At 59.3% G+C, this 11831-nt stretch carries 9 protein-coding genes and 1 tRNA gene; 4 read left to right on the forward strand and 6 right to left on the reverse strand.

Annotated elements, in window-relative coordinates; translation table 11 throughout:
* Nucleotides 1-162: 162 nt before the first annotated feature.
* Nucleotides 163-1662: a class I adenylate-forming enzyme family protein gene (locus K2U94_RS12845; RefSeq protein ID WP_243067593.1), complete on the reverse strand. Its 1500-nt coding sequence runs from the start codon at nt 1660-1662 to the stop codon at nt 163-165.
* A gap of 6 nt (nt 1663-1668) precedes the next feature.
* Nucleotides 1669-2844 (reverse strand): thiolase domain-containing protein, encoded by a 1176-nt coding sequence (locus tag K2U94_RS12850; protein WP_243067594.1) that lies wholly within the window; start codon nt 2842-2844, stop codon nt 1669-1671.
* Nucleotides 2845-3209: 365 nt separating this feature from the next.
* Between K2U94_RS12850 and K2U94_RS12855 the strand changes: the two genes are divergently transcribed.
* The 3 genes from K2U94_RS12855 (at nt 3210) to K2U94_RS12865 (ending at nt 5809) form a co-directional block, all read left to right on the forward strand.
* Entirely contained in the window at nt 3210-3728 is a 519-nt protein-coding gene (locus tag K2U94_RS12855) for a LuxR C-terminal-related transcriptional regulator (RefSeq protein WP_243067595.1), read from the forward strand.
* A gap of 260 nt (nt 3729-3988) precedes the next feature.
* Nucleotides 3989-4402: a very short patch repair endonuclease gene (locus K2U94_RS12860; RefSeq protein WP_336606182.1), complete on the forward strand. Its 414-nt coding sequence runs from the start codon at nt 3989-3991 to the stop codon at nt 4400-4402.
* 148 nt (nt 4403-4550) lie between these two features.
* Nucleotides 4551-5809, forward strand: a protein-coding gene (locus K2U94_RS12865) for an IS3 family transposase (protein ID WP_243065398.1) whose coding sequence is annotated in 2 segments (ribosomal slippage) — nt 4551-4890 and nt 4890-5809 — 1260 coding nt in all. Because the reading frame shifts where the segments join, the coding sequence is not laid out codon by codon here.
* 4 nt (nt 5810-5813) lie between these two features.
* Here the strand turns inward: K2U94_RS12865 and K2U94_RS12870 are convergent.
* From K2U94_RS12870 to K2U94_RS12880, 3 genes are all read right to left on the reverse strand, one after another.
* The gene (locus K2U94_RS12870) at nt 5814-6944 is read right to left on the reverse strand and encodes a hypothetical protein (protein ID WP_243067596.1); all 1131 of its coding nucleotides are present in this window, start codon (nt 6942-6944) and stop codon (nt 5814-5816) included.
* Nucleotides 6944-8800 carry a DNA cytosine methyltransferase gene (locus tag K2U94_RS12875; protein WP_243067597.1) on the reverse strand — a complete coding sequence of 619 codons (1857 nt, stop codon included), beginning with the start codon at nt 8798-8800 and terminating at the stop codon, nt 6944-6946. The genes K2U94_RS12870 and K2U94_RS12875 overlap by 1 nt, the downstream gene beginning before the upstream one ends.
* 252 nt (nt 8801-9052) lie before the next feature.
* Nucleotides 9053-9142 (reverse strand) — tRNA-Ser (locus tag K2U94_RS12880).
* A gap of 166 nt (nt 9143-9308) precedes the next feature.
* On the opposite strand from K2U94_RS12880, the gene rimO reads away from it, so the two are divergent.
* On the forward strand, nt 9309-10637 hold the full coding sequence (gene rimO, locus K2U94_RS12885; protein WP_243068868.1) for a 30S ribosomal protein S12 methylthiotransferase RimO: 1329 nt from the start codon (nt 9309-9311) through the stop codon (nt 10635-10637).
* A 27-nt stretch (nt 10638-10664) separates the two neighbouring features.
* Here the strand turns inward: rimO and K2U94_RS12890 are convergent, their stop codons facing one another.
* Entirely contained in the window at nt 10665-11639 is a 975-nt protein-coding gene (locus tag K2U94_RS12890) for a quinone oxidoreductase family protein (RefSeq protein ID WP_243067598.1), read from the reverse strand.
* Between the last annotated feature and the right edge of the window lie 192 nt (nt 11640-11831).

The following is an 11831-nucleotide window of genomic DNA, read 5'->3' on the forward strand; positions in this document are numbered from 1 at the left end:
GCATTTGTCGCCCGCATAGCCAATGCAGTGTTCGGCACTTCGATTTCAGGAATTCGCATCATGTCATTGTAGTTCGTAAACGCCTCGTGCCGAGTGATGGCGAGTTTCCCAGTTCTCAGCGGCACAGGCGCAAAAGCGGCGACGCCGGGCCGCGACCGTTGTTCAACCTGCTGGCGCGTTCGCCCGCAAGGCTGTTTTCAAGATCTTGCCATAGCTGTTCTTGGGCAACTCGACGACGAAGACATATTTCTTGGGACGCTTGAACGCGGCCATGCGCTGCCGACACCAGTTGTCGAGTTCCTCCTCGCTGGCCCTCTCGTCGGGCGCGAGGACGATATGCGCCACGACCTGCTCGCCCCATTCCGACTCGGGCTCGCCCACCACAGCGACTTCGAACACGGCGGGATGGGCGAGCAGCGCTTCCTCGACTTCACGGGGATAGATATTCGTTCCACCCGAGATGATGACGTCCTTGGAACGATCGGTCAGATAGATAAAGCCGTCGCCGCTGATATGGCCAAGGTCGCCGGTATGGAGCCAGCCGTCGCGGATGGTTTCCGCGGTGGCGCGGTCGTCGCGCCAATAGCCCAGCATTACCGTCGGACTTTTCACGCAGATCTCGCCCGTTCGGCCGGGCGGAAGCGCGTTTCCGTCGCCATCGACGATCGCGATCTCGACGCAGCTTTGCGCGACGCCGACCGAAGCGCGCCGTCGATGCGATCGGCACTCATCGGCGTCGGCGATCAGGTCGCGCGAAAGAGCGGCGATCGTCATGGGCGTCTCGCCCTGGCCGTAAATCTGGACGAAGCGCGGGCCAAAGAGTTCGAGCGCCTCTTCGAGGTCGGCCAGATACATGGGGCCGCCGCCATAGATGATGGTGCGAATCCCCGCGCCGTCGAATCCGCGCAAACGCGACGCCGCGATCAGCCGTTTGACCATCGTCGGCGCCGCGAAAAAGACTAGGTCGCCGCGAGTGATCGCCAGATCGATGATCTCGTCGCAATCGAATCCGCGCGACGGCGGTACGAGATGCGCTCCGCCCGCGCGCAGATGCGCGAACATATAGAGGCCGGCCCCGTGAGACATCGGCGCGGCATAGAGGACGGCGTCCGCCGCGGAGGCGTTGTCGACGTCGGCCGTGTAGCACAACGCCATGTTGCGCAGGTTCCCGTGGCTGAGCATCGCCCCCTTCGGCTTGCCCGTCGTCCCCGACGTGTAAAAGAGCCAGGCCAGTTCGCCATCTTCCAGCGCAATCGGGCGGACCACGTCCGCTCCGGTCTCGGTCCTGGCGGCGATCGCCGCTTCGCGAAAATATTCGCTCGGCCCGAACACGCCGCCGCCATCGGTATAGACGAGGGTCGCGCCCGCGTGGCGCAGGATCCATTCCGCCTCGCTTGGATGAAGCTTGCAGTTCACCGGAACCGCGACCGCTCCGATCCACCAGCAGGCGTGCAGAAGCTCGATATATTCCGGGCAGTTCTTGGCGAAGATCGCCACCCTGTCGCCCTTTGCGACGCGATAGCGTTCGGAAAGCTCCGCCGCCCGCGCGCAGATCGCTTGCAGGAGACTCGCGTAATTGTGGCGCAACTCGGCGCCGACAAGGATGGCGTCGCGCTCGGGGCGGCTCATGGCCGTCTGATATAACCAATTGGCGATATTCATGGCCGCCTACGCTCGATCGGCTTGCAGGAGGGTGGCGTAATTGGCCACCGCCGCCCCGCCCATGTTGAAGATCAGCCCCCATTCGGCGCCCGCCCGCTGCATGTCCCCCGCTTGACCGGTCAACTGCCGGAAGGAGAGCGCGTGCATCGAGACGCCCGTCGCGCCGACGGGATGGCCCTTGGCCTTCAATCCGCCGGAGAGATTGACCGGCGTCTTTCCCTCCGCCATGACGGTTCCGTCCTCGATGGCGCGCGCGCCGCGCCCTTTCGGCGCCAGCCCCATGGCCTCATAGATCAGCAGTTCGGCGATGGTGAAACAGTCATGCACCTCGGCGAAATCAAGCTCATCCGGGCCGATTGCCGCCGTTCGATAGGCCTCGGCGATGGCGCGCTCGGGCCCTTCGAAGGCGACGAAATCCCTGCCGCTCATGGGCAGGAAATCCGAGCAATGGACGGCGGCGGCGACGCGCGCCCTTTGCCGCGCCGAGGCCGCCGCGTCGGCGGAGCTGAGGACGACCGCCGCCGCGCCATCGCTCACCAGCGAGCAATCCGTGAGGCGCAGCGGCGGCGCGATCAGAGGATTTTTCTCGCTGACCTCGCGGCAAAATTCGAAGGTCACCGGTTTGCGCATCTGCGCCAAGGGATTGCGCATTGCATTCGCATGGTTCTTGAAGGCGATGCGCGCCATGACGTCGCTCGGATCGCCGTAACGCGCCCCATAAAGCTCGGCGGCCAGCGCGAAGACTTGCGGGAAGCTCAGACGCGCCTCGGCTTCGTCGTTCTGGTAGCCGGCGCCGGCGAGCGCGCTCGTCACCTCCTCGGTCGCCCGGTGCGTCATTTTCTCCACGCCGACGACCAGGACGCGGCGCGCGCTTCCCGAGCGAATGAGGTTCAGGCCGCCATGGAGGGCCGCGGCGCCTGAGGCGCAGGCGTTCTCATAGCGCGTGGCCGGCTTGAAGCGCAGTTCGGGAAAGGCCTGCAGGATCAGCGAAGACGCGAAGCCGTCCGGTACGAGTCCCGAATTGAAATGGCCCAGACAAAGGGCGTCAATTTCGCCGGGATTGACCTGCGCCTCGGCGACGGCCTCGCGCGCGGCGGCGACGATCAGTTCCTCGAGCGTTTGCGAGAGACGGCCGAAGGGCGTGTGGCCGCTCCCGATGATGTAAATGTCATTTTTCGACACGTCGCGCCTCCTGGCCGCAATATCGGAAAGAAACGTCGGGCTTGTGCAGGCGCCATGGACGCAACATTCCCTGAAGAGGGCTCATGTCGCCGCGCTAATATGGAATGGTCGCCTTGTTCCCGGTCCGACAAAGCTGTCGGGGAATGACGAGCGCGCCTGGCAAGGGTTCGGGAATTCGGTTTTCGTGTTTCCTCCCGCCGTGATCTTCGAGGAAAGGGCGGGCGGCCGGCATTCGTTGATTCACGTAATTTTCTACGTATAAATTACGTAGTAAGCTCCCCTCGCCGCGGCGGCGGAGACGACGAGGAGCGCTCGCAATGGACTATGCGGAAGTGTCCGACGAAGCATTGAGCCTTCGCGGCTTCATGGATGCGCCGATCGGGATCATGATTCTCAGCAATCGCCGGATCATGAAAGTGAACGCCGAGATCGAGGAGTTGTTCGGCTGGAGCGCGGCTGAGCTGGAAGGCCAGTCGATCCGCGTTCTTTACCCGTCGAATTTCGATTATGAGAAGACCGGCGCGCGCTGGCATCGTTGGCTCGAGAGCCGGCCGCGCTATGAAGACGAGCGCTTCATGCAGCACCGCAACGGCGAGATCCTGTGGATGCGCGCGCGGGGTCGGACGCTCACGCCGCAGGACCCGTTTCAGCTCATGGTCTGGACCTTCGAACTGGTGAAGGACCGCCGCCCGACCGAGTCGGCGCTGACCCTTAGGGAACGGGAGGTGATGCGTCGCATCGTCAACGGCCTCACCAGCAAGGAGATTGGCCGCGAGTTGGGTCTTTCCCCGAGAACCATCGAGGTGCACCGAGCCTCGATCATGCGTAAGCTCGGGGTGAAGAATGTCGCGGAACTGATCACAAAAATCATCGTGGAGCGATGACGCATCGCCGCCAACTCTTGCCTGTCAGGGTGGGATTAACTTAACCGCCTGTCCACGAAACCGGCAGCAACTCATTTTCTAAAATAGACCCCACGGAGTGCCTTCAAAAAAGCCGCTAAAGCCCTACCGCTGCGTTGTTCAGCTAATTTGTGCAGCGCTAGGCCGATAGGACGCGAAAATTAACGTGAGATTGCCATCTTGATCAGCGCGACGAAGCAGGGTGTTCGTAAGTGATCCCTCGGAAGCAGTTGTTTGCAGATGTGCCGCCGACTCGCAGACGAGTGATGCGGGCTATCAGCGGCTCAAACACCGCGCCTGAAAGGCGGGTGAGCTCCGTATTGCACAGACTCGGCTATCGGTTCAGGAGGAATGTTCCTGCGTTACCCGGTAAGCCTGACTTCGTGTTCACTCGTAGAAAGAAGATTATATTCGTGCACGGCTGCTTTTGGCATTCGCACCAAGCGTGCGGGGCAGCCAAGGTTCCGGCTACTAGGAAAGAGTATTGGGAATCAAAGCTTAAAGCCACTGTTATCCGTGACGAGAAAGTCCGATCCGAGTTGCTGTTAGGGGGGTGGTTGATAATGACAATTTGGGAATGCGAGTTACGTGACGCGAAAATTTTGATCGAACGGTTGATCGAGTTCTTAGGGCCTGCTCGCTCGTTCGAGCGCTAGCTAAAGGCTTCCAATCCGCTTCATTTCACATCCTATTCACGTCGTAGCTAACTTGTTCCAAACCTCCCTGTGTTCATGGTGAAATAGCCCCGTAAGTCGCCGGACAGGCACTCCCACTTCGCTAAGAGGTAGGAGTAATGTGGTGTTTATGACTGGTGACAATCCGAAGAGTGAGGTCCTGCCGGGCCGAGAACGACGGCGTCGGCGCACGTCGGCGGAGAAATTGGCGATCATTGCCGAGACGATGGAGCCGGGCATGACGGTTAGCCTTGTCGCGCGCCGTCACGGCATCGCCCCCAATCAGCTGTTCACCTGGCGGCGGCTGGCGAACCAAGGCGCCCTGACCGCGACGCAGGCCGAGGAGGACGTCGTTCCGGCGTCCGCCTACAGGGCTTTGGTCGACCAGGTGCGCGAACTGCAGCGCCTGCTCGGCAAGAAGTCGATGGAGGCCGAAATCCTCAAAGAGGCGCTTGAAGTCGCCGTAGGCTCAAAAAAACGGATGTTGCGGTCGTTGTCGCTGCCGACGCTCAATCCACGGGACGGTTCGCGATGAAGGCCGTCTGCGAAACCCTCGGCGTCGCCCGCTCGAATGTCGCCGCGCGCATTGCCGGCGGCGCGGCCAAACGCATGGGCCGACCGCCCCTGCCGGAAGACGATCTGCTCTGCGAGATCAAGGGGATCATCGCCGAACAGCCGTCCTGGGGCTACGCCCGCGTGTGGGCCGACCTGCGCCGCAAAAGACGCGCCGAGGGCGCGGCGCCGGTCAACCGCAAGCGGGTTTATCGGGTGATGAGGGCGCACGGCCTGTTGCTTCAACGTCATGCCGGCGGCGGCGAAAACCGCCGGCATGACGGCAAGATCGCCGTTCTGCGCTCCAACCTGCGTTGGTGTTCCGACGGCTTCGAGATCGCTTGCGACAATGCCGAAAAAGTCCGCGTCGCCTTCGCGCTTGATTGCTGCGACCGGGAAGCCCTCGGCCATGTCGCCACGACGGCGGGCGTCAAGGGCGAGGACATCCGCGACCTGATGGTCAGCGCCGTCGAATATCGCTTTGGCCCGGTCAATCGCCTGCCCAGCCCGATCGAATGGCTGACCGACAACGGGTCTTGCTACATCGCTGGCGACACGAAACATTTTGCCCGCGAAATCGGCCTTGAGCCGCTGACCACGCCGGTCGAAAGCCCCCAATCGAATGGAATGGCCGAAGCCTTCGTCCGCACGATCAAACGCGATTACGCGCGCGTGTCGCCACTGCCGGACGCCGAAACCGTGATCCGCTTGCTGCCGTCGTGGTTCGAGCATTACAACACACGCCATCCGCATCGCGCGCTTGGCTATCGTTCACCCCGCGAGTTCATCGCGGATCGCTTGGCCGCCGAAGCCGGAGAGTGTCTGTCCGAAACTTAAGGGGCTACAACACATGGGCAATTGCCTTGTCTTCGGCTAATAGTCTTACATAATGTAAAAACACGTTACTCGGGTCCTTCAGCAATCGCAGATAATATCTTATGCTGGGGATGACGCCATTGGCAATTATTTCACAAGACAATCTCGCCTTAACATTTTCAATAGCTGCCAAAGTCTCAGCGTCAGGTTGGCAGGATGCGCTGGTCGTCAGAATGTAGTAACGATCTACAGAGGAATGCAATCCGCCGATCTTCTTTGAAGCATCACGGACCAGGCCCGCGCTCAGGGGGATGCCGTGTTTAATTTCAATTGCCTCGAAAATCGTGTCTGCGGACGAAATCTCGATGTCGCCTATCGCGCCTGTTTGCGAATCGGCTGCGGAATGTTCCATCAACGGCTTGAGTGTCTTGCCCTTATAGCGCGAAAGTTCATCCATCATCTCCAAGTAAATAGCGTAGATGGCAAGGACAGGAAGGCGCGAGGCCCCTTTCGAATTCTTGTACTGATAGAAAACGTGATCCTGAAGTAGCGCTGTTATTACGCCTACATCTCTGGTTTTCGGAATGAAGAGCGCCAGCTTCTTTTTTTCTCGCGCCTCCAATTGTCGATACAATAAGTATGCGAGCGCCTCGTTAGCTTGCTCACCATGAGTTTCAAGCCGGTCGAACACGTTCAGGAAGTCATGTTTGATCGCTCCGATGTTCTCTTCGTAGCTAAGCATATATGGCTTCGGGCGCTCAAACGTTCTAGTCTGCCATCCGGACTTGGCTCCCGAAAACGACTGCTTGTCTAGCCATGGATACACGATGTCTTCGCTTACACCTCTGAAATTAAAGCCCGCTCCATTGGTAATATCCTTCTGTATTTGCATCTGATGGTATCTAACATCTATATCAGGCTGCGCGGATTTAATTGCTAAGCATGTGATTATATTGGTGAAGCCAGAACTTGCTTTGTCTGCGTTAGCATTCAAGACATCTAATGATGATGTCATCTGCGACGATAGTCCGTGCGGGAGAGGTGCGCCGTTTATAAAGTATACCTCTACTAACTTGAGTGCGTCTTCAAGTGCTATGCGGACATTTTCCTTCTTTTCCTGACTAGCCTCCCCGGTCTTTTTCAATGATTTTGCCATTATTCGGCACCTTCCAATGATAATTGTTCACGTTGTGCGACTGAGAAATTCATTTGCCGCCTCATGGGCAGCGTGAATGGATACGCGACCATGTACACGTCCTTGCCAATCGCCACATTTGTCTCGTGGCACCGGATATCAAAGCGAAGAGACCGAAGCGTTTTCGTGAGCTGGACAAAGTGTTTCTGGTGAAAGTGATTACCGAACAGTTTAACCAGGTGCGAGCGAGGGTAGTAGGTAGAACAATTAGCAAAGTGAGAAACATGTTGCGCAAAGCGAGCTACGGGTGACGTATTGAATAGTTTGAAGTCGGAGATCTCAAATATTGGATGAGGTTCTGTGAAGTGTCCGTATAGCTCGAAAAGAGAGTGAAAACCGCTTGATCTGATAACCCAGTCATCAACAGCGTTCCACATTGTTTGGATCCCGTGATCAGCCTGCCCGAAAAGCTCCACGTTAAGTATCACCTCCGGCAGTTGATGTCCGCCAATTTCCGCTTCTGAGCGTCCCAGCTTAATCTGCATGCTCGCAAAACGAACGCCCGAATTGTCCGCGTGGACTTCTATCCGCGACTTGGTGCCTTTGCTCGTTGTGCGAACGTTCCCATTCTTCGGCCGAAGACCGGCAAACGGCTCCACCTTTGCTATGTAAGAGCGGGGCTTGAACAGCTTGGTTTCTTTTCGCTGATCTTGTACGCTTTGATGCAATAACCGGGTTCTTTTGGCCTTCAATCCCTTTCTGGTGTCGAACGATAACTGAACGTGAGCAGGAAGAAGCTCAATGTCGCTCGTCCGCTGAAATATTTGTTTGGCTATTGCAAGAGCGAGCGCACCGGATAGCTTGGGCGACACAGAATTGCCAATTTGCCGAATAACATCGTCGTGTGAGCCTGAGAACTTGTAGCAGTCGGGGAAACCTTGCAGTCGTTTGTACTCGTTTAGGGAGAAGTATCGATTTTCCCAGTGGAGCGGTCCTGTATATTTTCCTGGTCGCGCAATCAGTGTCTTGATGGGGGTTTTGGGGTTGGCTTTATAGAGAAAGTCAGAAAACCGAGAGCGGTACGCGAATATTGGACTCGGGTAGCCACGTTTGGCGGTGAAATGAAGATAATTGCTTCCAGGCGGAACAAGCGGAAGCAGGTGGGCATATTTCCCACTTGAAATAGCAAGCTCCGCCAGCTCTTCCTCGCTATGGATGAGGCCGTCCAATGCCTGTTCAGTCGTAACGTGAGGGCTTTGCGCCGTCGAATCGGGGCCGAACATTGGCCGCGGGAACAAAAAGTCTTCGGAACTGGTATGCCCTACGAGAACGAGGCGCTCTCTTTGCTGTGGTGCGCCATAGTCGAGCGCATCAAGAATCCGGTAATTTATTCTGTAGCCCAACTGGCCGAAGGTTTTGACGATTGCGGCCCAATCCTCTCCCTTGCTGGTCCCAAGGATCCCCCTGACATTTTCAAATAGAAATGCCTTGGGCCTCACTGCGCCGACAATTCGACAGTAGGCTTCAAACAGTGTTCCTCTGGAGTCAAGCCGACCAGGTGCGCCTCCTGCTCGCCGACCGGACGCCGAAAAAGACTGGCAGGGAGGGCCGCCGATTATGAGATCAATCGAACCCGGTAGTGTTTCTGGGCTTAGCTCGCGGATATCGGCTCGTTGAATTCGACACGTAGGCGAAATGAATGAGCCTTTGTTAAGCTCGAGTGTCTCGCAGCATATCTGATCGATGTCGGAGGCATATACAGTCTCAAACCCTTGCAATTCAAAGCCAAGATCGAGGCCGCCGGCTCCCGTAAAAAGGCTCAAAACACGAATCCCTGCTCCAGCCTCCGATCTTTTTAATTCCGAACGTCCGCCCAAGTTTCCGCCCCGCATGCATCGCAGCCGAATCATTGCAAAGCCTAGCACGTGGTGATCGTCATTCGAGTGGTAGGGTTGGCTATCCCCTGAGATTTGAGCCGTAATGGAGGGTATCCTATTAGCGGTAGCAAACAGGGACGACCGTCCATCAAAGACCATGAAGGCCCAGCTTCAAATGTGGGACCTGACATAGGACCGCAGTTCTGCTCTAATCCGCTTATTGTTTTATTTCAATAAGTTATTACGTACATCTGGCGGAAGGGGTGGGATTCGAACCCACGGTGGGCTGGCGCCCACGGCGGTTTTCAAGACCGCTGCCTTAAACCACTCGGCCACCCTTCCGAAAACGCTCGCGCGTTCTGGCCGCTTTGCCGGCGAAAGGCAAGAGCCTGGGCGCGGCGTGGCCTCATTAACGCCGCATCGTCTTTCTATTTGCGCGCCAATCTTTTAACAGAGCGCCTTCGACACATCGGATCAAGCCGCAGAAATGAACGACAGCGCCGTGGAAATGGACCCGAACGCGACGGAGAGCCGGACGATTTCCTTCGTCTCGCTCGGCTGCCCCAAGGCCCTGGTCGATTCCGAGCGCATTCTCACCCGGCTGCGCGCCGAGGGCTATGCGATCAGCCGCAATCATCATGGGGCCGACGCGGTCATCGTCAACACTTGCGGCTTTCTCGACAGCGCCAAGGCCGAGTCGCTGGCGGCCATCGGCGAGGCGCTCAAGGAAAACGGCAAGGTCATCGTCACCGGCTGCATGGGCGCCGAGCCGGGACCGATCCTCGACGCTTTTCCAAACATTTCCGCGATCACCGGGCCGCAGGATTATGAGAGCGTCATGGCGGCGGTGCATCGCGCCGCCCCGCCGGCGCCCCATCCTTTCGTGGACCTTGTGCCGCCGCAGGGCGTGAAGCTCACCCCCCGTCATTATGCTTATCTAAAAATTTCAGAGGGTTGCCATAACTCCTGCACCTTCTGCATCATCCCGAAACTGCGCGGCGATCTCGTTTCCCGCCCGGCGGCCGACGTGCTGCGCGAGGCGGAAAAGCTGGTCAAGGCCGGGGTGAAGGAACTGCTCGTCGTGTCGCAGGACACGTCCGCCTATGGGCAGGACCTGCGCTACGCCTCAAGCGCTTACGACGGCCGGGAGGTGCGCGCTCGCTTCTTCGATCTCGCCGCGGAGCTGGGGCGGTTCGGGGTGTGGACCCGGTTGCATTACGTCTATCCCTATCCCCATGTGGACGAGGTTCTGCCGCTGATGGCGGAAGGGAAAATTCTGCCCTATCTCGACATTCCCTTCCAGCACGCCGCGCCGAATGTTTTGCGGGCGATGAAGCGGCCGGGCAATGTCGAAAAAGTGCTTGAGCGCATCAAGGCCTGGCGGGCCTTGGTTCCCGACCTCACCCTGCGCTCGACCTTCATCGTCGGCTTCCCCGGCGAGACGGAAGAGGATTTCCAGTTTCTGCTCGACTGGCTGGACGAAGCGAAGCTCGACCGTGTCGGCGCCTTCAAATATGAGCCGGTCGCCGGCGCGGCGGCCAATGACCTGGGCCTCGCGCCCGTCCCGCCCGAGGTTCAACAGAGCCGCTGGCGGCGGTTCATGGAAAAGCAGCAGAAGATTTCCTTCGCCCGCCAGAAGGCCAAGGTCGGCAAGAGGCTTCCCGTGCTCATCGACAAGGCTTTTGCCGGCGGCGGCGAAGGCCGCGGCAAGGCCGACGCCCCCGAGATCGACGGCAAGATTTTCATCTCGTCCCGCCGTCCCTTGCGCGTCGGCGATATCGTCACGGTGAAGATCGACCGCGCCGAGGCTTACGATTTGCACGGGACGGCGGTTTAGACCAAGCCGCCGCCCTTCCAATGATGTTCAGGGCAGCAGCACCGTCGCGCCGGTCGTCTCGCGGCCTTCGAGGGCGCGGTGGGCTTGGGCGGCGTCTTCAAGCTTATAGCGGGCGTTGATCGCGATCTTCACCTTGCCGGAGCCGACCGCCTCCATCAGGCGCGCCGCCATTTCCCGCAGCCGCGCCTCGTCCGCCATATAAGTGAACAGGCTCGGCCTTTGGGCGTAGAGCGAGCCTTTCTGGGAGAGAAGGCCGATGTCGAAGGCCTCGATCGGCCCCGAGGCCGAGCCGAAGCTGATGAAGCTGCCGAACGGCCTGAGGCAGTCGAGCGAACCGGGGAAGGTCGTCTTGCCGACGCTGTCATAGACGGCGTGGCACAGCTTGCCGCCGGTGATTTCGCGGACCCGCGCGACCCAATCCTCCTGACGGTAGAGAATGGTTTCATCGGCGCCGGCTTCGCGCGCCAGTTTGGCCTTTTCCTCGCTGCCGACCGTCCCGATCACCGTCGCGCCGAGCGCCTTCGCCCATTGGCACAGGATGAGGCCGACGCCGCCCGCCGCCGCATGGACGAGGATGGTGTCGCCGGGCTGGACCTTATAGGAGCGGAACAGCAGATATTCGGCGGTGAGGCCCTTGAGCATCATCGCCGCCGCCGTCTCATAGGAGACGTTCTCGGGCAGCGGGACGACGAATTTCGCCTCGATATTGCGCGCCTGCGCATAGCCGCCGAGCGGGCCGGCATAGGCGACGCGGTCGCCGATCTTGAACTTCGTCACCCCCTCGCCCAGCGCCGCGATCTCGCCCGCCCCCTCATTGCCGAGAATGAACGGCTTGGACGGCACGGGATAGGCCCCTTTGCGGTAATAAACGTCGATATAATTCACGCCGACGGCATGCTGGCGGATCTGCACCTCGCCCGGGCCGGGCGGCGCCAACTCGAAATCCTCGTAGCGCAGAACCTCCGGCCCACCGGCTTCATGCACGCGGATCGCCTTGACCATGCCCCAGCTCCTTTTCGCGATGCGCCTCGCCTGACGCCTTCATCCACGAAGACGCCCGGTTTGCCGCAATGTACGACTTCCCGCGCCCGCGGCAATCGACGCCGCGGGAAATGAAAGTTGCGTTCCTGCAAGCAGAACTCGCCCGCCGGCTGATCTGGCGCATTGCGGGCGCGGCTACGCCGCGCATAATCC

The organism is Candidatus Rhodoblastus alkanivorans, assembly GCF_022760755.1.
GTDB lineage: Bacteria > Pseudomonadota > Alphaproteobacteria > Rhizobiales > Beijerinckiaceae > Rhodoblastus > Rhodoblastus alkanivorans.

Coding starts and splice junctions, on each gene's coding strand:
- K2U94_RS12845 (WP_243067593.1), bottom strand. CDS start 1,662: ATGAATATCGCCAATTGGTTATATCAGACGGCCATGAGCCGCCCCGAG.
- K2U94_RS12855 (WP_243067595.1), top strand. CDS start 3,210: ATGGATGCGCCGATCGGGATCATGATTCTCAGCAATCGCCGGATCATG.
- K2U94_RS12870 (WP_243067596.1), bottom strand. CDS start 6,944: ATGGCAAAATCATTGAAAAAGACCGGGGAGGCTAGTCAGGAAAAGAAG.
- rimO (WP_243068868.1), top strand. CDS start 9,309: ATGGACCCGAACGCGACGGAGAGCCGGACGATTTCCTTCGTCTCGCTC.
- K2U94_RS12890 (WP_243067598.1), bottom strand. CDS start 11,639: ATGGTCAAGGCGATCCGCGTGCATGAAGCCGGTGGGCCGGAGGTTCTG.